16 protein-coding genes are annotated in these 23,567 nt (G+C 47.5%); 2 read left to right on the forward strand and 14 right to left on the reverse strand.

The annotated features are described in order from the left end of the window. Positions 1–198 precede the first annotated feature (198 nt). The 4 genes from rfbD to JM642_RS13290 form a co-directional block, all read right to left on the reverse strand. Entirely contained in the window at positions 199–1,185 is a 987-nt protein-coding gene (gene rfbD / locus JM642_RS13275; protein WP_203431952.1) for a dTDP-4-dehydrorhamnose reductase, read from the reverse strand. A gap of 17 nt (positions 1,186–1,202) precedes the next feature. Beyond that, positions 1,203–1,961: a phosphatase gene (locus tag JM642_RS13280; RefSeq protein ID WP_188871719.1), complete on the reverse strand. Its 759-nt coding sequence runs from the start codon at positions 1,959–1,961 to the stop codon at positions 1,203–1,205. A gap of 121 nt (positions 1,962–2,082) precedes the next feature. After that, complete coding sequence (locus JM642_RS13285) at positions 2,083–5,331, reverse strand: DEAD/DEAH box helicase (protein ID WP_203431953.1); 3,249 nt, start codon at positions 5,329–5,331, stop codon at positions 2,083–2,085. Between the two features lie 191 nt (positions 5,332–5,522). Next, positions 5,523–7,346 (reverse strand): DUF885 domain-containing protein, encoded by a 1,824-nt coding sequence (locus JM642_RS13290; RefSeq protein WP_203431954.1) that lies wholly within the window; start codon positions 7,344–7,346, stop codon positions 5,523–5,525. Positions 7,347–7,872: 526 nt separating this feature from the next. Here JM642_RS13290 and JM642_RS13295 point away from each other — a divergent pair. Next, a complete protein-coding gene (locus JM642_RS13295) occupies positions 7,873–8,082 on the forward strand; it encodes a cold-shock protein (protein ID WP_011071803.1) in 210 nt (69 codons plus the stop codon). 115 nt (positions 8,083–8,197) lie between these two features. Here the strand turns inward: JM642_RS13295 and JM642_RS13300 are convergent, their stop codons facing one another. Further along, the gene (locus JM642_RS13300; RefSeq protein WP_069454615.1) at positions 8,198–10,144 is read right to left on the reverse strand and encodes a monovalent cation:proton antiporter family protein; all 1,947 of its coding nucleotides are present in this window, start codon (positions 10,142–10,144) and stop codon (positions 8,198–8,200) included. A gap of 171 nt (positions 10,145–10,315) precedes the next feature. Here JM642_RS13300 and JM642_RS13305 point away from each other — a divergent pair, with 171 nt between their 5' ends. Then, the gene (locus tag JM642_RS13305) at positions 10,316–11,206 is read left to right on the forward strand and encodes a GGDEF domain-containing protein (RefSeq protein ID WP_099457824.1); all 891 of its coding nucleotides are present in this window, start codon (positions 10,316–10,318) and stop codon (positions 11,204–11,206) included. Positions 11,207–11,256: 50 nt separating this feature from the next. On the opposite strand, the gene tilS is transcribed toward JM642_RS13305, so the two are convergent. From tilS to bamA, 9 genes are all read right to left on the reverse strand, one after another. Then, positions 11,257–12,654: a tRNA lysidine(34) synthetase TilS gene (tilS, locus tag JM642_RS13310; protein WP_203431955.1), complete on the reverse strand. Its 1,398-nt coding sequence runs from the start codon at positions 12,652–12,654 to the stop codon at positions 11,257–11,259. A 57-nt stretch (positions 12,655–12,711) separates the two neighbouring features. After that, entirely contained in the window at positions 12,712–16,191 is a 3,480-nt protein-coding gene (gene dnaE / locus JM642_RS13315) for a DNA polymerase III subunit alpha (protein ID WP_203431956.1), read from the reverse strand. Between the two features lie 117 nt (positions 16,192–16,308). Continuing rightward, positions 16,309–16,938: a ribonuclease HII gene (rnhB, locus tag JM642_RS13320; protein ID WP_203431957.1), complete on the reverse strand. Its 630-nt coding sequence runs from the start codon at positions 16,936–16,938 to the stop codon at positions 16,309–16,311. Further along, positions 16,938–18,095, reverse strand: coding sequence for a lipid-A-disaccharide synthase (lpxB, locus tag JM642_RS13325; RefSeq protein ID WP_169546558.1), 1,158 nt, complete (start codon positions 18,093–18,095; stop codon positions 16,938–16,940). Before lpxB ends, rnhB begins: the two co-directional genes overlap by 1 nt. A 133-nt stretch (positions 18,096–18,228) precedes the next feature. Then, entirely contained in the window at positions 18,229–18,999 is a 771-nt protein-coding gene (lpxA, locus tag JM642_RS13330) for an acyl-ACP--UDP-N-acetylglucosamine O-acyltransferase (protein WP_037416761.1), read from the reverse strand. Further along, the gene (fabZ, locus tag JM642_RS13335) at positions 18,996–19,460 is read right to left on the reverse strand and encodes a 3-hydroxyacyl-ACP dehydratase FabZ (RefSeq protein WP_037416758.1); all 465 of its coding nucleotides are present in this window, start codon (positions 19,458–19,460) and stop codon (positions 18,996–18,998) included. Before fabZ ends, lpxA begins: the two co-directional genes overlap by 4 nt. Positions 19,461–19,492: 32 nt before the next feature. Further along, positions 19,493–20,518, reverse strand: coding sequence for a UDP-3-O-(3-hydroxymyristoyl)glucosamine N-acyltransferase (gene lpxD, locus JM642_RS13340; RefSeq protein WP_047534654.1), 1,026 nt, complete (start codon positions 20,516–20,518; stop codon positions 19,493–19,495). A 3-nt stretch (positions 20,519–20,521) separates the two neighbouring features. After that, positions 20,522–21,019, reverse strand: coding sequence for an OmpH family outer membrane protein (locus JM642_RS13345; RefSeq protein WP_037416754.1), 498 nt, complete (start codon positions 21,017–21,019; stop codon positions 20,522–20,524). 65 nt (positions 21,020–21,084) lie between these two features. Beyond that, a complete protein-coding gene (gene bamA, locus JM642_RS13350) occupies positions 21,085–23,565 on the reverse strand; it encodes an outer membrane protein assembly factor BamA (RefSeq protein ID WP_203431958.1) in 2,481 nt (826 codons plus the stop codon). Between the last annotated feature and the right edge of the window lie 2 nt (positions 23,566–23,567).

Below are 23,567 nucleotides of genomic sequence, written 5' to 3' on the forward strand. Positions count from 1 at the left end.
GGCTTAAACACCAAAGCTTAAGTCCTAAGCATCAGGCTTTAATTTTAAATAAGTCGAGTCTAAGGCAAGCAAGATACGCTGAAAAGAGTCATTCCCTAGGCTGCATTCGTATTCACCGCCTTGAAAATAAACCACTAGGAGTGGAATACTGGCAAAGGCAATCCGCTTGCCTGTGAGTAACAAAAAAACGGCATCAGTTTAGGATTTTTCGCCTTGTGTTATAAAAGCATTAAGCATGCAGTTAAGTTGCACTCGCCAATCCTGCCAAACTTCAGGACATTGCATAGCCACAAGATGGTGCTTATCCAGCGTCTGTCGCAGTTTATCGCTATTAAGCGCGCTGTAACTCGGCCTTTGTGCCAGTACATTGCCTTTCTCAAGCGCTTTGGCGGCATAACTGAGGCTATCAATGGCAATGATAGGCACGGCTTTCGTTAATAACTTCAGAGCCAACGCTTGCTGCTGAATTTCAACAGCAAATTCATACCAACTGCATTGCCCCTGCCCTGAATAATGAAATAGCCCCGCCTCACCCGTTAGCATCAGTTGCCAGATAAGCGACGCGAGGGCATAGACCCATGTAGGTGAGCCGATTTGATCGTTTATCACTGAGAGCGGCTGAGCATCAGGCGTGGCGGCCATCAACCTCAGCATGGTTTTCACAAAATTATGCCCATCGACACCGTAAAGCCATGCGGTACGGATAACAATCGCGCGCTCACCCAAGATACGCAGCACCGCTTGCTCTCCGGCAAGCTTAGTCTTGCCATAAACGGATAATGGCGAAGGTGTCACCGATTCACTTAAGGCATTGGCCTCAACGCTCGCAAGCAGACCGCTAAACACATAATCACTGGAAATATGTACTAACCGCGCGCCAATGAGCGCACATTCTGTTGCCAATAATTCTGGGCCGAGGCTATTGACGCGATAAGCCTCATCCACCGCCGTCTCAGCCTTATCGACCGCATTATAGGCCGCGCAGTTAATCACCCAGTCGGGCTTAACCTGCGCAAACACCTCAGCCACACTGTATTTATCGCTGATATCTAACGCAGCATGCGTAAGCGGATGGAGATTAAATGCTAATCCACCATTGAGATGCGTTCGGATTAATGCTTTCGCCAGTTGGCTGTGCGCGCCAGTTAAGAGGACTGTTGGTCGCGCGGGAGTGACATCCTGCATTGATTGACTCAAGCGCCTCAAATTGCTTCATCGCGAAAGAGCGGTATAAAATCAGCAACAGTTTGATGCCCACGCAGAGTCAAAAAGTCTAACAGCGCCATGGGCGAGCGATTAAGCAGCTTATCCTTTGGATAATCAACCGCATCGATAATGCTTAAGGCGCGATCAAATCCACCAAGGCTAAATGCCACATGGGAATCAGACCCCATGACTAAGGTTGCACCTAACGCTTTAGCCGCCTTAGCGATCGCGGTGCAGTTGGCTTCACTGCCCTTGCGAGACACTTCAAAGGAGGAATTATTAATTTCAAGTGCTACACCATATTCTGCTGCGGCAGTGACGACTGCTTCAATATCAATGGGATATGCGGGGTTTCCTGGGTGAGTAATAATATCGACCTTGCCGCTTTTAATCGTATTAATCATCGCCTCGGTATGGGTTGCCTTATCCGAGGGCGCAAACACGGGTTCATGGAATCCAGCCAAGACGATATCGAGCTGCGACAGATAATCGCCAAAGTAATCGATTTCACCGTCGCGATTTTTAATATTGGCTTCAATGCCGCGTAAAATGCCGACGCCATCGACCATGCGCGGCAATACCCGTAAATTCACAAAATGCCAAAAATGCGGCGCATCCGCCATGGCCGGGCCATGATCTGTCGTCGCAAACAGGCGGAGCCCCTTTTGTTTTGCCACCGCAAGATAATCATGGATAGTGCTATAGGCATGGGAGGATGCCACGGTATGGGTATGGGTATCGACTGGGTACTGCATGGGTCACCTCTGTCTTTTAACTCGCATTTTAAAAAGAATTTTTAAGCATCAATCTGTTACCGCTCTGCTTGTACAAGAGTCGCCAAGTCAACGACCACAGGCAGTGATATGCAACAATGCCTTAGTGGAATAAAGAGAGCAGTTCATCGGCACTACCTTGCCATGCGCCACTGCCCTTACCTTCAAGAATACTATCGGCTAAACCTTGTTTATGCTGCTGCATCTCTTGGATTTTTTCTTCCACCGTCCCCTCGGCGATAAGCTTATAGACAAACACCGGATTTTCTTGGCCAATACGGTGTGCTCTATCAGTGGCTTGCCTTTCGGCCGCAGGATTCCACCAAGGATCGTAATGGATAACCGTATCGGCAGCGGTCAAATTAAGCCCAGTTCCGCCCGCCTTTAAGCTAATTAAAAACACTGGCGTATCGCCTTCTTGGAATTGATCAATCTGCACCTGACGTAGCCGAGTTTGCCCTGTCAGTTTGCTGTAGTCGATCTCTAAGGATTGCAGCAATTCTTCAATCAAAATCAGCATGCTAGTAAATTGGCTGAAGATTAAAATTTTGCGTCCTTCCTGCACCATTTCCGGCAAGTTTTGGCTAAGCCAGTTAAGCTTGGCGTTATTTTTAACTTTTTGTGCCTGTTCGAGTTTTACTAATCGCGGATCGCAGCAGGCTTGGCGCAATTTGAGCAGCGCGTCTAAAAACTCGATATGGCTGCCCGCCACGCCTTGGCTTGCAAACAATTCTCGAATTTTTTTCTCCATACTTAAGCGAATACTCTCGTACAGATTGCGTTGATCTTTCTCAAGCTCAAGAGTTTGATAAATTTCGGTTTTAGGCGGAAGTTCAGTCACTACCTCCGCCTTCGTTCGTCTGAGCACAAAGGGCGCAATGCGTTGACTTAACACTTTTGCCTGCTCGCTATCGCCGTAACGCTCAATCCGATAACGAAATGCCTTATTAAAATAAGCCGTTGTCCCAAGGAGTCCTGGCAAACAAAAATCCATTAAGGATTTGAGTTCTCCTAAATGATTTTCAAGGGGCGTCCCCGTAAGGCAGAGTTTAAATGGCGCCTGCAGTGCTTTAATCATCTGACTGACTTTAGCTTGAGCATTTTTAATCTGCTGTGCTTCATCAAGCACTATGTGCTCAAAAGGTTGTGCCTGGTAAAAATCGTTATCCCTCACCATTAACGGATAGGTAGTAACAACCACATCAAACTCACTTAACCGTGCCAAAAGCTGCCCGCGCTGTGCGCCATGGATCACCGCCAGTGTTAACGAAGGCGCAAATTTTGCCGCCTCCTTTGCCCAGTTCCCGACCAAACTGGTGGGGCAAATAATTAAACTGGGTAAATGAGGGCCAGCCGCGGACTTAAGCTGTTTTTGCTTCAACAAGAACGCCAAAGTTTGAATGGTTTTACCCAATCCCATATCGTCGGCTAAAATGCCACCTAGCTGATATTCCTTTAAAAAACATAACCAATTTAAGCCCTGTTGCTGATAGGGACGCAGCTCTGCCTGTAATTGGGTTGGCGCAGTAACCGCAACAACACCAGTAAATTGTTCTAATTTGGCCGCAAGTTGGCGCACCCGCTCACCATTGAGCAAGCTGATATCACTCTGGGCTAACTCATTGAGTAAATGTGCCCGATATTTAGGTAAGGCGATACTGTTGCCGCGGTGCTGTTCAAACAGCTCTAAAATAATGCTCATCAAGGGTTTGATAACACTGGCTTTAATTTTAAGCCAGTCACCGTTTGGGCTAGGTAGCAATAGCTCTGCATCATCGGCGGGCTCACCATGTTGTTTAAGCCAAGTGGCCACCAGCGGCAACATGGGTAACCGCTGACCATTGATATCCGCATGCAAAGACAGCGAAAACCAGCCCTCTTTACTGTCATCCAGCTCAACGGTTAACGGCGTGTCGACTACCTTAAGGCTAAACTCTGGGGCAAATCCCACCTCTATGCCTTGAGTTTGTAATCTTGGGACTTCTTCATCGATAAACGCTAGCCATTCCCGAATCGCATCAGGCAAGTGACCTAAGCTCCAGAGAAACGCCCCATTTGCTGTGCCCTCCAAGGAAAAGCGGCTAAAGCCAAGGGTTTGCAGCTTGGACATGGCTTGCTGCTCTTCTTCAAGCGCGCGGTTAATTTGATAGGTGGTGCCGCCTTGAGTCACTAGAGTTAATGCTTCTTTGGCGGCATTGCCACTTAAGACGAGATCCCCGTAAACAAACTCCAGCGCCAGATACGGCTGGGCGATGCCAGTCCCCATTGCTGCTGACTGAGTACTGCCAGGTGGCATTGTGGCTGCGGGGACGACCTTAAGCGTCAAACGAAGCTGTAACTTATCTCTCAGTTCGACAAAATTGATGGCACTTGGTAGCGGCACTGTACGCGCTGAAAAATGTTTAATCAGTTTATGACTCACCACCTCAACCTGCGTGCGAGGCACGGGTGGCATTTGGCTGAGTAGGCGCAATTTTTCAATACTGATATCAGTGTCGATAAGACCAATTTGAAAGTAATCGAGTTCGATATAATACGCAGGCTCGGTTGGCACAAGCTCCCAATTATCTCGCTTGGGCAAAACAAGGCGCATTTGCTTGTGTTCACTATCAATATCCTGCCAAATAAACTGTGGCGTAATGGCATCGCCCGCGGTCAATGCGAGGCGACTTTCCTCCCAAAAACAACGTTCGGTCGCGAGCATTTTCTCGAGCGCAACCGCACCTAACTGCGCCTTAAGATAGAGCCGCGATGCACCATGGCGCCTCGTAGACATTATCAGATTGATGATCAGCACATCCTCGGCACCAATCCATGCAGGCATATAATATTGCACATCCGAGAGTGCAATTTTGGAACCCTTGTTATAACCGCCCTTCTTCCCAACCTTGCCGCGCCTAAGCTCGATAAACACCCCATTATCGTCCTTTGAGAGGATATACAGCACCCGATCATCGTAGAGGGACTCAACATCATTCAAACGAGGATCATCGGCATCATCGAGTAGATGTAACCATTGGGCGATGCGTTGATCCTCAACCGTTTTATCGGTGAGCAAGCTATACAGTACCGCAGCCATATGCTTGCAATGTCCCGTGGCGGGACAAGAGCAAAAACCGTTCATGATGAGCTTATGATTGACGCTGACTAAACGTATATCTTGACGATAGGGCGAGGTTTCACTGCCCGCTACCGAGCCTTCAATATGGCGAAAATCGGCATTGGCTTTTGCGCTTAACACCTTCCCCTGCATCACATAATCACGGGCACGCATCAACGTCGGCGGCGTGAATAAGGACTCAATTGCCGTTTGAGTCAATTGAATGGGCTCTTGGGGGGGAAAGCGATTCATCAGCAAAACCTTGAAACTCAAAAATCCCTTTACGGACAATAAACCACGATTGTCAAAGGCATTTATCAACGTGTAAGGGGGAATTGTATTGAAACCGGGTGGGGAAAGCCAGAAGACGAATCACTTACGTGAGCGGGATATATCCCCGCAGACCATTCCTGCGGGGATGTGCCAACTAAAGTCACCTCAACTTAGGCTTGACGACGCTTATCAGCAATATAGCGATCAACCAATTTTTCTAAAATATCTAAGGGAACAGCGCCATTTTTAAGCAGCACATCGTGAAAATCCCGCAAGTCAAACTTATCCCCAAGAGCTTGTTTCGACTTTTCCCGCAGTTCGAGGATCTTCATCATCCCCACCTTATAGGCTGTCGCTTGGCCGGGCATCACAATATAACGCTCAATTTCAGCGGTTACATCGCGATCTGACATTCCAGTATTTTTCTTCATATAGTCAATGGCTTGTTCCCGCGTCCAACGACTATGGTGAATACCTGTATCAACAACAAGGCGCACAGCTCTAAACAACTCCGCCTGCAAGCGACCAATATTATCGAAGGGATCTTGTTGGAAACCGAGTTCCCAAGCTAAACGCTCACTATAAAGTGCCCAGCCTTCAATATAAGCGGTAAAAGGTGCCATCTTACGAATAAGTGGTTGCCCTTCAAGTTCCATTGCAACTGCAACCTGAAAATGATGTCCAGGGATCCCCTCATGGTAGGCTAAGGTACGCATGCCGTATTTAGGTGTTGCTTTGATATCAAAGAGGTTGGCATAAAAACGTCCTGGGCGGCTGCCGTCAATCGCCGGTTGCTGATAATAAGCGCCAGGAGCCGTTTTCTCTTTAAATTCAGGAATACGCACCACTTCCATTCCCGCCTTTGGACGGATACGAAATGCGTTGTCGAGTCCGGCATTGATCTCGTCGAGGATTTTTTGATAATCCACTAGGATCTGCGCTCTGCCAGCATCGGTGTCTTCATAGTAAAATTTAGGATCGGCGGCCAAGGCCTCAATCGCCACCGAAAATCCTTGGCTTGTATCGTACCCTTGTGCAGACAAGATGGTCATGATTTCACCTTGGATACGGCTCACCTCAGCCAATCCTTTAGCATGGATCTCATCGGCGGTGTAATTTGTCGTGGTAAAAAACTTCAGCAACTGTTCATAAGCCACATTCCCATTAGGCAGCGCCCAATAACCATCATCGGTGCCCGCTTTGGTCTGTAACTCTGTAAAATAATCAATAAAGAGTCGATACGCTGGCTGCACGTAAGATTCGATATTGGTTTTTGCCGTGGCAAGCAAACGCGCCTGTTCATCGCTGCTAATCTGAGTTTCTGCTAATTTGGTTTTAAAGGAGCTGTAGAGAATATTGTCTTCAACTGGCGCACTGATAAAGTCATTCATTTCAGTAAGCACCCGCTCAATCACAAACTTAGGCGGAATAATGCCCTTAGCTTCTCGAAGTTTGAGCCCTTCTAAGGTTTGTCCAAACTTAGTCTTCACCGCAATTAAGCGCGAGAGGTAATTTTCAGCATCATCAACCGAATGGATTTGATGCTGCGCCTGCATAAAGCTTGGGTAACCATTTTGCACACCAAACAACTGATTCACCGGATAGTTATGATAGCGATAGGGTTCGGCCGCGAGGGCAAAATCCGCCAGATACAATGCAATATCCTTCGAAATACGCTGATTATCATCGAGATCAGCGTCTTGGTAACTCAGTAATGTGTCTCTTAACGCACGGACTTGAGTAAAGGTTTTGTCCATGGCTTCAGGGCTATCATCGTCGAGCAGGGCGTTATGCCCCGTAATCCCAACAGATTCTAAAAATCCTAAGGATGTTAACGTCTCAGGACTTTCAAAGGCCATTTTTACGACGCTTCTATCTAAAAATGCGCGAAAGAAAAATGGCTTTTTGGCAAACCATTCATGGGCGGCAACTGCCATCAACAATAGCACTAGGGCTAAAATGCCAAGCCCAATGCGTTTTAATACCGTTTTCAATATTGATGCTCCACAGGTCATTATTGTCAAAGTTAGATGGGAAAACTTCCCAATATGGAAAACAATACCACCACCACAAATAAGCAACAATTTAATAACGTAACGAAAAGTGACAAATAAATAAGCCACCTTCTAAATATTTAGCACCACTTTTTATAGTGCGAGTAAACTTACAGGAATAATTATTTCAATCAGGCTTCAGTGACACAATCAAACACTATCCATATGAATAAAAACAATAAAAAATTATCCCCATCAAATATTCGAACTAAAAACCCCTTATAGATATGCCCTAGTTAAAAATAAAGCTATACAAAAAGTGGGAGTATGCTATTCTGCGTCCTGGCCTGTGAGTCAGACCTATTTATAAGCAATATTATGTATTTGAAAACCTTCGCTGCACCCGGTATTTGTTTGCTGTCATGAAGCTTTCCACTCATAACTTATCATCAATGTAAATAATTCTATTTCTGGCTAATTTCACGCATTGTTGCGAATTATTTTTTTGAAAATTTTGGAGACATTCATGTCTAAAACTACTGGTGTAGTAAAATGGTTTAACGAAGACAAAGGTTTTGGTTTTATTTCCCCTGATAATGGTGGCGCTGACGCATTCGTTCACTTCCGCGCAATCGTATCTGATGGCTTTAAAACCCTTGCTGAAGGTCAAAAGGTTTCTTACGAAGTCGAACAAGGCCAAAAAGGTCCTCAAGCTGCGAACGTTGTTGTTCTGTAATTAACTTCCCGCAAGGGATTAATTAACAACAAGTTTACAGACAAAATGCCGACTCAGTGTCGGCATTTTTTATTGGTGCGTTTTATCCTATTGATTGATGTTCTCATTAAACCAACTAGCCCTGCAGTAATTTCGCTTCTGCATTTTCTACTCTTCTCGGTTTGCCGACGATGAGGAGAATATCCCCCGCTCGAAATACCCAATCCGATGCAGGATGCTCAATTTCTTGACCATTACGACGTATAGCCCTCAACTCTACCCGCAGTGATTCCCAATCAATATCCGCCACTTGCTTACCAACGGCATTTGCACCGCGGTGCAGCAGCACTGCATGCAAAGATTCTAAAGTGAAATCCGTCTCTGTACCCGAGAAAAAGCCATGTAAAAATTGATAATGATTACGCCGCTCCGACTCTAACCGCTTGAGGATCCGCGCTAATGGCACTCCGCATTGATGCAAAACCTGCGAAACTAACATCAAACTTCCTTCTAAGGTTTCTGGGATGACTTGATTGGCTCCCGCCTTTTGCAATAAGTCTAACTCGCTGTCATCGCGGGTTCTGACCAAAATGTTAGCTTCAGGAGCCAGTTGCCGGCATAAGGGTAAGGCGTCTTCTAAACTGCGGGATTCGCTAAAGGTGATCACTATCATTTTGGCATGCTTAATACCAATCTGTTTGAGAATGGCCCGCTTACACACATCACCAAAGTAAATTGGCTCCCCAGCTCGACGCGCCTCAGAAACCCTTGTGGGATCAAGATCGAGCACCACATAAGGCACGGCTTCGGTCTTTAAAAAACGCGCAATGGTTTGCCCTACGCGCCCATACCCCAAAATCACCACTAAATCATGGTCGTCGCTTATCACAGGAACCACATCGTCTACATGCGCTGACTGGCGGATCCCTAATAACCACTTTGCAATATCCACACTGTGACGCACCAACCAAGGAGCGATACTCATCGATAATACCGCCACCATCACCAGCATAGTACTGGTCTCATTACTCAGTAACCCATAGCTAACGGCGAGCGCGAGTACCACAAAACTAAATTCCCCCACCTGCGCCAAGCTTAAAGCCGTGCTAATCGCAATCCTAAAGGGCTCGCCCACTAAACGTAATAATCCATGGATAATAAGTGCCTTACCAAACACAACTGCGAGCAGAACCAATAGAATTTGCCACCAAAACTGAATAACCAATCCAAAATCCAGCATCATGCCGATAGAAATAAAAAACAGCCCCATTAATAGATCGCGAAAGGGGCGAATATCCGCCTCGAGCTGACGACGATATTGACTCTCACCAAGCAGCATCCCCGCCATAAATGCCCCTAAGGCCATCGATAATCCTAACCACTGGGTAAATGCGCCCGTGACCAAGGCGACCACTAATGTTGAAAGAACAAAGAGTTCATTTGAGCGCGACCTTGCCACCTCATCAAACAGCCTGGGTAAAGCCCACTTCCCCAAAGCCATTAAGAAAAAGAAGGCGAGAATCCCCTTGAGTAACGCCCAAGCGATAGAGGCTAACATTAAGGGTTCATCACTCTGTCCGAGTAATGGCAGTAGAATCAGCAGCGGCACTACCGCTAAATCCTGAAATAACAATACACTGACAGATAATTCGCCATGACGACGCCTCAGCCAGCCCTGCTCATTGAGCAGTTTAAGCACTATGGCGGTAGATGAAAGCGCAATTGCAGCGCCGATAACGAGTGATTCAATCCAATTCAACCCACAGGCTAACGCCACTAGCATAGTCAAGACAGTGGTGACGAGCACCTGGGCACTGCCTAAACCAAACACGGTTCTGCGCATCGCCCATAAGCGGGGTACCGAAAACTCAAGCCCTAGGGTAAACATCAACAGCACTACCCCAAGCTCGGCGACAGACTGCATTTGCTGCTGAGTAAACCAATGAAAGCCACTCGGCCCACTAAGTACTCCTGTTAACAAATACGCCAAAATAGCTGGCAAACCGATACGCCTAAGTAGCGCAATCGCAACGATCGCAATGACTAACATCAACAGAATTTGAATCAAGAAACCATGTTCCATAGACGCACTAGCTCCTGTCAAATTACTGGCATGTTAAAAATTATAACGATGAGCTTTAAGCTTAACTGAGTGACAAGTAAAGACAAATTTAATTGGCAAATATAACGGCACACATATTGCTTAACTAAGGTAACAGTTTTTATCGCCATTTCATTTGCTGGGGTAATCATAATGGACTTTGGCTTAGCGACCACGTTATATCCCGATGAATATAACTATCAAACAGAGGCATATAGCCCGACATCCGCGCCGTTGGATCTGGTGCAAGTTATCCAGCAACTGCATGCTAGTTTAGATCCGCGGACAGTCTTTGCCTGCTACGGCAAAGTGCTGGGACAACATCTGCCTATACAAGGGGTTCGACTACAATCTGAGCAATATAAATTAAGCTGGGGTAAACGTTATGGGATTAGCCTTAAACGGCAGATCATTTGCGGCGGGACACCAGTTACATTGCAGTATCAACTGTTAACGCCGCTAACGCCCTCACAGAGCATCAGCTTGCAAGAAATAGAGCCGCTCTTGTTACAACCATTGCTGAATGCCATGCAGTACCAAGAAATGTCGATGCAGGCGATGTTTGACTCCCTAACGGGTCTTGGAAATCGTCACTATTACAGCCAAAGCCTGAAAAACGCGGTGGCCAGGGCTCACAGAAAACAGGGAACGGTGTCACTTATTGTGTTGGATTTGGATAATTTTAAGCAGCTTAACGATAAGTATGGTCACAAATGCGGTGACTATATTTTGAAGGAGTTTGGTGACATTATCCGTAGCAGTATCCGTAGTACAGATCAGGCTTTCCGCATCGGCGGCGATGAGTTTGTGGTCATAGTACAAGGTAATATTCATGCAGCGGGTTTACTGTGTGAGCGTATCGTCACTGCAACCAATGCCAATACTAGCTTCCATCAATTTGGCGTGAGCAGTAGCCTTGGGGCGGCTGAGGCGAGCGACACGATGGAAGCCGAACAACTCTATGAGCAGGCTGATAAAACTTTGTATCAAGCCAAAGCCTCGGGGCGTAATTGCTACAAGTTAAGCCCAGCCCAACTGTCTTAATCGAGCATGGATGCTGCCCACTGGCGATAAAGCATGGCAAATAGACTTTGCTATCCGATCGCATTCCCATCAAACTTAAGCCCGATATCATCCCCTTGGGCACAAAATGCCTTTTCGACCCAGAGACCAAAGGCCATCACCAGCTTATCGTTGTAGAACACGAATCCTACATCAGTACGTAACCATGGCGGCACAGCGCATTCTTGCCATAACTTTTTCAGCTCGCGTCCCTTATCGCGAAAATGCGGCTGACAGCGAAATTGCCCAGGCAAGCCATAACGTAGACTCACCACTTCATCGGCGTTAGGTAAACGCAGCCGAGGGCCTGTTGTAACCAACGCAAATGGCGCAATCTTGTCTTCAACCATTGCTGATGCTTGAGTCAATAAGGTCAGAATCTCTTGATGTAGGTCGCGCGCTGTAATGTGGGGCGCAGTAGATAGGGTTTCTCCACTATCCAGATAAAGCATCCCGGCAAAGCGGCGCAGTACACAGTCATTAATGCGGATATGGACCTTAGCATCCTCTTTAGCGTGGATTAATTGCTGCAACATTTGCTGCAACTGCACGTAGGATGGCAGTAAAAATCCTTGGGACTCAATAAAGCCCCGCAGCAGTATCCCTTGCCATTCAATCGGTTGCGATGCTAACTCCGTCAGCTTAAGGACAGTTTGCCCAATTACAGGCGCCTTGGTTAACAGCTTAGGTAAACGCTCACTGACCTCAGTTTCTACTATGGCTTGCTGCTCGGCACAAAGCTGGGCACTGCGACTGGCAGTTGTGGCGATACTTGGCCAGCGCCCTTTTAGGCGTGGGATAATCTCGAGGCGAAGAAAGTTACGATCGTACTTATCATCTTGATTACTCTCATCATCGATATGGACTAAATGTTGCGCTTTGGCAAAGGCTTCAATCATCTCGCGGCTAATATCAAGCAAAGGACGCACTTGTAAGCACGATCCTTTGCCTGCTAATGAGAGTGGCTGAATGTGCCCCATGGCGGCTAATCCCTTAGGGCCTTGACCGCGTTTTAGGGCTAACAGAATTGTCTCGAGTTGGTCATCTTCATGGTGAGCGGTTAGTAAGATATCCTGCGGATTAAGATGCGCTAAAATCGCCTGATAACGCACTTTTCGCGCTGCAGCCTCAACGCTCACCCGAGGACCAAGCTCGAGCTGAACCCGTTCTACCGTCACAGGTAAACCATACAGGGCCGCGCGTTCTTGACAATGCTTGGCCCAAGCATCGGCATTGGGGCTCAAGCCATGGTGTACATAAATCAATTGATAGCGTAAATCAGGACGCTGTTTAGCATATTCACTTAAGCCGTAGGCGAGCACTTCAGAATCGACTCCGCCACTGTAAGCGAGGACTAACTTGCTCCCCGCTTGAAAGGGTAAGCTATCTAAAAATCGCGCTATATGAACACTCAAATCCTGCGCAGCCATCCTCTTCCCCACTCAAAAACAACAGAAACCTAAGCTTGGTTCGACTTAAGACAGATATTACGATGGAAATACAATCCGCACTTTGTTCGGGCCGAGTAAACTTTCCAAGGCAAAGACCAACTCATCACTTGGGTTAACTCGCCAGATTTCGGCCAATCTAAACTGCCCCTTGGCTTGAGCTTGGCTGTAGTTAATTAGCACTGGCACTGCGCCATTACGCCATGGACTGATTGCCTGCTCAATGCCCTCGAGCATATTTGGGGTCAGCTGCGATGCCTCTAAATCGATTTCCAATGCACTGGCAAAATGGCTACGCGCCTCACTGATATCGATGATATTGCGCGCCGTCATCCGGTTTCCACCGGCAAAATCATCAAAACTCACCTCACCTTCGCAGATCAGGATCCGGTCCTTTTCCAGCAGGTGATTAAACTTCTCAAAGGCTTCAGTAAATAGCATCACCTCAAGCCGAGCGCTCTTATCATCTAAGGTCAGTAAGCCCATTTTCGAGCCGCGTTTAGTGAGCATCACCCGGGTCGCCACGACGAGGCCCGCAGCCTTAACGGTTTTACCCCGTTCGGTAGGATGCACATCCTTCAAGCGCCCAGAGGTGTAATGCTTAAGCTCTTTAAGGTATTGATTTATTGGGTGCCCAGTTAAATACAACCCTAATGTTTCGCGCTCGCCCTCAAGCCAAATTTTGTCCGGCCATGGGGTACATTCCACAAACTGTTGCTTGCTATCCTCAGGATCACTATTGAGCAAACCAAACATATCATGCTGACCAATAGCCTCAGCCTTCGCATGTTGGTCTGCTGCGCTAATGGCCTCGGGTAAGGTTGCCATCATCGACGCGCGGTGCGGTCCGAGGGAATCTAACGCTCCCGCACAGATAAGCTTTTCAATAACCCGTTTATTGAGCTTTTTTAAGTCGATACGGGCACAGAAATCGAATAAATCAACAAAGGGACCATCTTTACGCGCCTCTAAAATTGACTCAACTGGCCCCTCACCCACGCCTTTGATCGCACCAATGCCGTAGACAATCCGCAGATCATCATCAACGGTAAACTTAAATAATCCCTTATTCACATCCGGCGGAATGATGGTGAGCCCCATCCGCTCGCATTCATCCACTAAGGTCACAATTTTATCGGTGTTATCCATATCGGCAGACATTACAGCCGCCATAAATTGCGATGGAAAATGGGTCTTCAACCACAGCGTTTGATAGGAAACTAACGCATAGGCCGCAGAGTGAGACTTGTTAAAACCGTAACCAGCGAACTTTTCCACAAGGTCGAAGATTTTCATCGACAGCTCGCCGTCGACACCGTTTTTAATCGCGCCCTCTTTAAAAACACTCCGCTGTTTGGCCATCTCCTCAGGCTTTTTCTTACCCATAGCACGGCGTAACATGTCAGCGCCGCCTAAGGTATAACCTGACAATACCTGCGCAATCTGCATCACCTGCTCTTGGTACAAAATAATGCCGTAGGTGGGCGAAAGCAGTTCTTTTAAGGATTCATGCTGGTATTGAGAATCGGGGTAAGACACCTCTTCACGGCCATGCTTACGCTCGATAAAGTTATCCACCATGCCCGATTGCAACGGCCCTGGGCGAAACAATGCCACCAGAGCGATCATATCTTCGAAGCAATCGGGCTGTAGACGTTTAATCAAATCCTTCATACCACGGGATTCGAGCTGGAATACCGCAGTGGTTTCATAACGTTGCAGCAATCTAAACGAGGCTGGGTCGTCTAGCGGAATCGCTTCAATGCGTATTGGTGGACGGCCATTTTTAACCTCCACCTTGTTGATCATCTCTAGCGCCCAATCGACGATAGTGAGCGTTCTTAACCCCAAGAAGTCGAACTTAACTAACCCTGCGGTTTCCACGTCGTTCTTATCGAACTGGGTTACCGGGTTTTTACCTTCGGCGTCGCAGTAAAGCGGCGAAAAGTCGGTGATCTTGGTGGGCGCAATCACCACGCCCCCCGCGTGCTTACCCGCGTTTCGAGTGACGCCCTCGAGTTTGCGGCACATGTCGATAAGATCTTTGACATCTTCATCGGCATCGTAGGATTCCTGCAATGCCGGTTCCACTTCAAAAGCTTTGGCCAGTGTCATCCCAGGCTCGGGTGGGATAAGCTTTGAAATGCGGTCGACAAAGCCATAGGGATGGCCCAGCACACGGCCGACGTCTCGGATAACCGCCTTAGCCGCCATGGTACCGAAAGTAATAATCTGCGATACCGCTTCACGGCCGTACAACTCAGCCACGTGGTCAATGACCTCGTCGCGTCGATCCATACAGAAGTCAACGTCGAAGTCGGGCATCGACACCCGTTCTGGGTTCAAGAAACGTTCGAACAGCAGGTCAAATTCGAGGGGGTCTAAGTCGGTAATCTTAAGGGCATAGGCCACAAGCGAACCCGCGCCCGAACCACGGCCAGGACCAACGGGAATCCCGTTGTCCTTCCCCCACTGGATAAACTCCATCACGATAAGGAAGTAACCAGGAAAGCCCATTTGGTTAATCACTTGAAGCTCGATGTCGAGGCGCTCATCGTACTCACCGCGACGCTCGGCACGCACTTGTGGGTCGGGAAATAAGAAGGCTAGGCGCTCTTCGAGCCCCTTCTTAGAGCGATCAACCAAATAATCCTCAATCGACATATCGCCGGTGGGGAAGTTAGGTAAGAAGTATTCGTTTAAACGAATAGTGACGTTACAACGCTTAGCAATTTCAACGGTATTGGCAAGGGCTGCGGGGATGTCAGCAAACAGTTCACACATTTCCTCTTCACTGCGAAGGTACTGCTGCTCACTGTACTTTTTAGGACGGCGTGGATCGGCGAGCGTAAAACCATCGTGAATCGCGACCCGTATTTCATGGGCTTCGAAGTCCTCTGGCTTTAAAAATACCACCTGATTTGTAGCCACCACAGGAATACCCTTTTCCTGCGCTAATCCCACCGCCATGTGCAGATAACGCTCTTCATCGGGGCGTCCCGTGCGTAACAACTCAAGGAAATAACGTCCCTCAAAATGCTGCTGATAGAACTCGCATAACGACTCAACCTGAGTATTGTTGCCCTTCAGCAGCGCCTTACCCACATCCCCTTCTTTGCCACCAGACAGCAGCAAAATGCCTTGGTTATATGTGACCAACCACTCTTGGTCAATCACTACGCGACCTTGAACATGCCCGCGTAAATAGGCTTGGCTGATGATTTGGGTGAGGTTTTGATAGCCCTCATTATTCATCGCAATAATGGTTAAGGCGCAAAACTCACCCTCAAAACCTGGCACTTGCATCCAAAAGTCCGCGCCAATAATCGGCTTGATCCCTGCGCCATGGCAACCGCCGTAAAACTTCACTAGACCACAGAAGTTATTTTGATCTGTTAAAGCCACCGCCGCCATCCCATGCGCTTCAACTTGAGCAAGGATTGGCTTGACCTTAGCCACACCATCGGACATAGAAAAGTCACTGTGGACACGCAGATGCACAAAACGAGGATCGGACATAATTAGAATTATCTTTGAATAGCAGGTTAACAATCACTAAAAAAGCAGACTAGCAAAGTCACCGCTCTTGGGCTAGTGACTTTGCTCTCAAGCTGAAGTGAAAACACCCAATCGGTGTTAACGCTCCAGTAATGCCTTGACGGGTTTGAAACTTTTACGATATTGATCGAACACACCATGCTCGGCGATGGCGTCAAAATGCGCCTTAGTTGGATAGCCCTTATGCTTAGCAAATCCATACTGTGGATAAGCGGCATCGAGGGCATCCATCTCCCGATCGCGGGTCACTTTGGCAATAATCGAGGCTGCACTGATGCTGGCAATCATGCCATCCCCCTTGACTATGCTATGGCTCGCCAAAGACAGCCCTTGGTGAGTAAACACCGGACTGCGATTACCATCGACTAAAACTAACTCGGGCGCACGTGCAAGCCCTGCCACCGCGCGCTGCATGGCAAGCATAGTGGCATGCAGGATATTCAGCTCATCAATTTCCGCAGGACTTGCCCGCCCCACATGAAAGCTTAAGGCTTTTTCACAAATCTCATCGAATAATGCCTCGCGGCGCTTCTCGCTGAGCTTTTTAGAGTCATTTAAGCCCAAAATAGGTCGATTAGGATCGAGGATCACCGCAGCGGTGACAACATCGCCAACGAGGGGACCACGACCAACCTCATCGACACCAGCCACTAACACCGATGCAAAAGCAGCGATATCAGTGTCGTTCAGCGTCATAAATACCGCCATTAGTTCATATCCTTAACATCAACCAGAGCCAAAACCGCCTCGGCCGCCTTCTGGCTGGCATCGCAACGCAGCAGTTGATGCAAACGTTCAAACTCGGCTTTGATTGGTGCAAAGTCGCGGTTAAGTTCAACGCCAACCGCGGCAGCTATTTTCTCTGGCGTGCAATCATGCTGAATGAGCTCTGGTACCACATCTCGCCCCGCTAATAAATTTGGCAGCGAGAAACGATTCACCTGCATCATGCTCTTGGCAATACGATAGGTCAGTGGACTCACGCGGTACGCCACCACCATTGGGCGTTTAATCAGCATGGCCTCTAACGTCGCTGTACCCGAGGCGAGTAAAATACCATCGGCAGCGGCCATCACTTCGCGTGACTTGCCTTCCACCATGTGAATTTCTAAATCCGGCGCATAATCTTTTAACGCTTGTTCAAACTGCTCACGGCGCTGTTGATTCACTAAAGGCGTCACAAAGCGAATATCGGGAAATTGCTGCTTGATAAGTAGCGCCGCCTTCACAAAGGGCTCAGCCAATTGCTTTAGCTCACCGCCGCGCGAACCAGGTAAAATCGCGAGATATTCAGCCTCAGGATCTAACTCCAGCAATTGACGCGCACTTGCTTTATCACTCTCAAGCGGAATGTCGTCGGCTAAAGTATGACCGACAAAGGTACAAGGCACTTGATGCTTATCGTAGAAGGCTTTCTCGAAGGGCAATAATGACAGCACCATATTAGTGGCCTTGGCGATTTTAAAGATCCGCTTAGGCCGCCATGCCCACACCGAAGGACTCACATAGTGAACGGTTTTAATCCCCTGAGCCTTTAATTTAAGCTCGAGACCAATATTGAAATCCGGCGCATCAATACCGATAAAGCAATCAGGCTTAAGCTCGGTGATGGACTTAATTAACGAAGCTCGGACATGGAGCAGGCGTGGCAGACGCGATAGCACTTCAACTATCCCCATCACGGCTAATTCTTCCATCGCGAACAGGGATTCGAAGCCTAAGGCTTCCATACGAGGTCCACCAATACCAACAAAACGGGCATTGGGATGTGCTTTTTGCAGCGCGGCCATCAAACCCGCACCTAAAATATCGCCGGAGAGTTCTCCGGCGACCATTGCAAACACTAATTGAGATTTTTTGCTCATAAACCAATCATATCTGACAAGTGAATGGCACCGCAGCGATAACCTCTGCCATGGCATTTTCTAACGCAGAATGTCACGAGCAGTGCCTATGAATGGCATAGTCTAGAGTCGAAACTCTTAACGCATCATGCCGCTAACGAATAATGCCGCGACCCGAAGATTTGACAAACTCAACGAGCAACTTAACTTGCGCGTCATTTTGTGCATCTTCGGCAAGTGCCTCAACCGCTTCTTCAACCGTCAGGCTGCTACGATATAAGGTTTTATAAGCGCGGCGCACCGCTAATTGAGTTTCCTTAGAGAAACCTCGGCGCTTCATACCTTCGCTGTTTAAGCCGCGAGGGATAGCTGGTTGTCCCGCAGCCATCACAAAGGGTGGCACATCTTGTAATAATAACGAACATCCCGCAGTAAAGGCATGGGCACCGATATGCACAAACTGGTGAACGCCAGTCATGCCACCTAAAATCGCCCAGTCACCCACATGCACATGGCCTGCGATAGACGCATTGTTCGCCATAATCACGTTATTACCGACCACACAGTCGTGGGCAATGTGCACGTAGTTCATAAACAGGTTGTTTGAACCAATACGGGTTTCGCTATTGTCTTGAACGGTTCCACGGTGAATAGTGACATGCTCACGGATAACATTGTTATCGCCAATGATAAGGCGTGTAGGCTCACCTGCGTATTTTTTATCTTGGCATTCTTCACCCACAGAGGCGAATTGAAAAATACGGTTGCCTTTACCTATCACCGTTGGCCCCTTCACCACCACGTGGGAGCTTAACCAACAATCGTCGCCAATCTCGACACCCGCGCCCACATAACTCCATGGGCCTATGGTGACATTTTTACCAATTTTTGCATCGGGATGCACAAACGCTAATGTATCTATCACTGATTAATCTCTCTGCGGGCACACATGATTTCAGCGGAACAAACCACTTCACCATCCACTTTGGCCTCACCATAGAAAACGCCAATCCCGCGGCGCTCTTTAATCATTTTGACTTCAAAATGGATTTGGTCACCGGGTTCGACTACACGTCTAAAACGTGCATTATCGATACCCGCAAAATAATACAACACACCAGGTGGTGGCACATCGTCACTCATGGTCTTAAAAGCAAGCAGACCAGTGGCCTGTGCCATGGCTTCTAAAATCAGCACGCCGGGCATCACAGGCTGGATCGGGAAATGCCCCTGAAAGAAGGGCTCATTAATCGTCACGTTTTTAATCGCATGGAGACTCTCACCGGGGGTGAAATCCAGTACGCGATCGATTAATAGGAATGGATATCTATGGGGCAGATACTTAAGGATCTCCGAAATATCCATAGTGTTCATTTGATTAGACACGAACCTAGTTCCTCAAAATTGCCTTAGGGCAATTACTCTGGTGTATTTAAATTTTTTTCCAACGTCTTCACGCGCTGGAACAGTTCATCCAATTGACGGAAGCGAACTGTGTTTTTACGCCACGTTTTGTTATCCATAGCAACCGTGGCTGATGAATACAAACCAGGCTCACGCATATTACCAGTAATGTTGGTCGCGCCAGAAATATGCACACCATCGGCAATGGATAAATGGCCAGCAATGGCACAATTTCCACCAATAATACAGTACTTACCAATAGTGACACTGCCCGCAATCGTGGTACTGCCTGCGATAGCTGTATTTTCACCAATAATATCGTTATGGGCGACCTGCACTTGGTTGTCGATAATCACACCATTGTGGATTTCTGTATGGCCTAATGCACCGCGGTCAATCGTTGAATTAGCACCGATTTCGACGCGATCACCAATGCGCACACCGCCAGTTTGAGGGATCTTAACCCACTGTCCGCGCTCATTAGCGTAACCAAATCCATCAGAGCCAATAACGGCACCGGAATGAATAATACAGTCTTGGCCTAAATGGACATTGTGATACAGGGTGACATTGGCCCATAAACGGCTATTTGAGCCTATGATGGAGTCTTGTCCAATCACAGTACCCGCACCAATTTGTACATTTTCACCGAGGATAACATTGGCACCAATCACCACATTAGCACCAATTGCCACGCCTTCACCTAACTGGGCAGAAGGGTCAATTTGCGCTGAGGGATGAATACCCATCGCTGCCTTGGGCGTGGTATCTAACAACTGCGCCACACGAGCAAACCCCACATAGGGATCTTTTACAACTAACGCAGTGCCAGGATAGTCCTGCGCATCTTTAGCCGACAATAACACCGCGCTCGCTTGAGTTGACTCAAGCTGAGCACGGTATTTGCTGTTGGCTAAAAAAGAGATTTGTCCCGCTGTGGCATGTTCAAGCGTTGCAACACTGTTGATCACTAAGGTTTCATCGCCTTGGACAACGCCATCTAATATCAGGCTTAGCTCTTTTAAAGTCACACTTTTCATCAATTACTTGCCTTTGCTTAAGGCTTCAACCACTTTGCCACTGATGTCAGCATTTGGCTTAACATAAATGACTGCACCACGCTGTAAAACTAAATCGTATTTTTCTTTTTCAGCGATAGTGTTAATGGCTTTTTGAACCTTAACTAACAGTTTGTTTTGCTCTTCGCCTTGGCGACGACGTAAGTCCTCATCCAACGCCTTACCTTTCAACTGATATTCAGATTTTAGCGCTTCCATTTTACGAACCAGCTCAGTTTTTTGCGTGTCATTCATTAACGCGCCATCACGTTGCTGCTTCTCCATTAGAGAGCGCATTTCTTCTTGCATTTTCTGAACTTCAGACATGCGATCACCAAACTCTGACTTCAGAGACTGCATGATTTGCTCACGTTGAGGTAACTGCTCAAACACAGCGCCCATATCAACTACAGCAATATTTTCCGCCTGCGCAGCTAAAGGTGCACCTAATAAAGCTAACGTCACCAGGGCACGGTTTACCATCTTGTTCAAAATAGACTCCTTGTTACCTTTGTTATATTCAGCAAAACTTGCCGAGTGTATGCCTTTTAAAAAGTTTTGCCAATATTGAACGAGAAGATCTCTGTTTGATCGCCTTCGTACTCTTTAATCGGCCATGCCAAGCTGAATACCATAGGGCCCATTGGTGATAACCACTGTAAGCTTACCCCCCAAGATGCTCTTATACGCGCAGGGGCACTGTAGTCTTGTAACTTATCAAACTCTTCAGCGGGTAAGGTTTGATATTTGGCAAAATCAAACTCGGTATCCCACACGTTACCGGCATCGAGGAAGAAGCTGGTACGTACAGAGTTGGTATAAGCCTCATCCAAGAATGGCGTCGGTACAATAAACTCTAAACTCGCAGTTGCGATAGCGTTACCACCGATTGAACGGCCAGAGCTTACCTGAATACTGTTTGGATCGCCCGGTAAACTACAACCATCGCCCGATGGATCCGGCGCACAGGGTTCACTTCCACGGAAAAGATAGAAGGAACGCGGACCTACGGAGTTAGACTTAAAGCCACGCAGTGAAGTGCTACCGCCTGAGTAATAGTTTTCCCAGAATGGTAGGATCTGGTCATTATCGTTAAATTGACCATAACCATTACCATAGCCTAAACGACCACGTGCCAAGACCACAAAACTTTGACTGCGGTTGAGAGGGAAATAGTAGTTGGTATCGAAGTCAGTCTTGAAGTACTGCAGATCTGATCCAGGTACAGTCATCTTACCGCTTAAACGCTGTGATGAACCGTCTGTTGGGAAGGTTCCTCGGTTTAAGGTACTGCGATACCAACCTAAACTCAGCTCAAAGTTATCAAAACTTAAGTCTGCATTTGGATCATCTTCACGGTAAATATTGTAGAAACGCAGCGCCTGTTCATAGGCAGAGATTTCTGAAATCGTGTTATGACGATAACCAATACCGCCGTTGATACGGTTGTATTCGTTAATCGGGAAACCAGAGTTTAGCGCTACCCCATAGGAGCTGTTTTTATAGCGTTCAAGGTTGGCTTCGTTCGCATCGAACTCGTTCCAGTAAACACTACCACCTAAGCTCACACCATCTTTAGTCCAATATGGATCGGTGTAAGATAAGTTGACGTTTTTAGAGTACTTGTTGGTACTTAAACTCACACCCGCTTGGTTGCCCGTGCCGAGGAAGTTATTTTGCTGCACACCAAACTGTAGGCTTAGACCTGATTCAGTACCATAACCGACACCGGCGTTAAATGAGCCAGAAGGCTGCTCTTTCACCTTAACAGCTACATCGACTAAATCGTCAGTACCGGGCACTTGAATGGTCTCGGTATCGACGGTCTCGAAGAAGCCTAAACGGTTTAAACGGGCTTTAGATTGCTCAACCTGCGCTGAGTTTAACCAAGCACCTTCCATCTGACGCAGTTCGCGACGCATCACTTCATCTTTAGTGACAGTATTACCGGTAAAGTTGATGGAGCGAACATACACACGCTTACCAGGTTTGATATTGATGTTTAAGGTCACTTCCTTGGTCTTATCATCAATTTCAGGGTAGGTTTTCACTTCTGGGTAAGCGTAACCGAAACGGCCTAAGTATTTGCTGTACATCTCTTCGGTGAAGGTCACATCACCGCCGTTGTACATATCGCCCGCCTTGATAGGCAGAATCGATTTCATCAACTCTTCACGACCCATCAGATCGCCCGTGAGGTTAACGCCTTTTACCTTGTACTTCTCACCTTCATTGACGTTGATAGTGATGTACAAGCCTTTACGGTCTGGGGTCATCGCCACTTGAGTCGAGGTAACTTCAAAGCGAATATAACCCTTGTTGTGGTAATAGGTTTTAATCGTCTCTAGGTCGGCTTGAAGCTTTTGCTTCTGATAGCGACGCTCACCAAACAGATCCCACCAAGCCACATAATCTTTCAGTTCTAACATGCCGATAAGCTCAGCATCAGTGAACTCATGATTACCAACCACGTTAATTTGGCGGATTTCGGCCGCTAAACCTTCAGTAAATTTGAACTTAAGTTCGACACGGTTCCGGGGCAAGTTAATCACCTGCGCCTCGACTTTGGCGCCGTATTTACCCACGCCGTAGTAGAAGTCTTGTAATCCCTTCTCGATGCCAGTCAGCATTGTGCGGTCTAAAGATTCGCCGACTTTAACGCCTGAGCCGTCCAGACTTTCCTGTAACTGCTCATCTTTAATGTCTTTGTTGCCTTCAAACGTCACAGCACTGATGGTTGGTCTTTCGGTGACTTTGACAATCAACACGCCGCCATCATGACTGACTGAGATATTCTCAAAGTTAGTTGAGGCATACAGGCTTTTAATGGCTTGCTGAATTTTTAACTGATCTACAGTGTCGCCCACTTTCACTGGTAAGCTTAACAAGGCAGCACCCAGTGCGACTCGCTGCAAACCTTCAACTTGGATGTCGGTCACTTCAAAGGGTTGGAAAGTATCCGCCAACACAGTCCCTGAAAACGACGCACCGACGAATAACATCGAGGCAAAAAGTTTATTCAATCTCATAG

This window comes from Shewanella sp. LZH-2, assembly GCF_016859145.1.
Lineage (GTDB): Bacteria > Pseudomonadota > Gammaproteobacteria > Enterobacterales > Shewanellaceae > Shewanella > Shewanella xiamenensis.

Excerpts from the sequence above, each read along its gene's own strand:
- rfbD (WP_203431952.1), bottom strand. The coding sequence starts at position 1,185 with ATGCAGGATGTCACTCCCGCGCGACCAACAGTCCTCTTAACTGGCGCG.
- JM642_RS13280 (WP_188871719.1), bottom strand. The coding sequence starts at position 1,961 with ATGCAGTACCCAGTCGATACCCATACCCATACCGTGGCATCCTCCCAT.
- JM642_RS13285 (WP_203431953.1), bottom strand. The coding sequence starts at position 5,331 with ATGAATCGCTTTCCCCCCCAAGAGCCCATTCAATTGACTCAAACGGCA.
- JM642_RS13295 (WP_011071803.1), top strand. The coding sequence starts at position 7,873 with ATGTCTAAAACTACTGGTGTAGTAAAATGGTTTAACGAAGACAAAGGT.
- JM642_RS13300 (WP_069454615.1), bottom strand. The coding sequence starts at position 10,144 with ATGGAACATGGTTTCTTGATTCAAATTCTGTTGATGTTAGTCATTGCG.
- JM642_RS13305 (WP_099457824.1), top strand. The coding sequence starts at position 10,316 with ATGGACTTTGGCTTAGCGACCACGTTATATCCCGATGAATATAACTAT.
- tilS (WP_203431955.1), bottom strand. The coding sequence starts at position 12,654 with ATGGCTGCGCAGGATTTGAGTGTTCATATAGCGCGATTTTTAGATAGC.
- dnaE (WP_203431956.1), bottom strand. The coding sequence starts at position 16,191 with ATGTCCGATCCTCGTTTTGTGCATCTGCGTGTCCACAGTGACTTTTCT.
- rnhB (WP_203431957.1), bottom strand. The coding sequence starts at position 16,938 with ATGGCGGTATTTATGACGCTGAACGACACTGATATCGCTGCTTTTGCA.
- lpxB (WP_169546558.1), bottom strand. The coding sequence starts at position 18,095 with ATGAGCAAAAAATCTCAATTAGTGTTTGCAATGGTCGCCGGAGAACTC.
- lpxD (WP_047534654.1), bottom strand. The coding sequence starts at position 20,518 with ATGAAAAGTGTGACTTTAAAAGAGCTAAGCCTGATATTAGATGGCGTT.
- JM642_RS13345 (WP_037416754.1), bottom strand. The coding sequence starts at position 21,019 with ATGGTAAACCGTGCCCTGGTGACGTTAGCTTTATTAGGTGCACCTTTA.
- bamA (WP_203431958.1), bottom strand. The coding sequence starts at position 23,565 with ATGAGATTGAATAAACTTTTTGCCTCGATGTTATTCGTCGGTGCGTCG.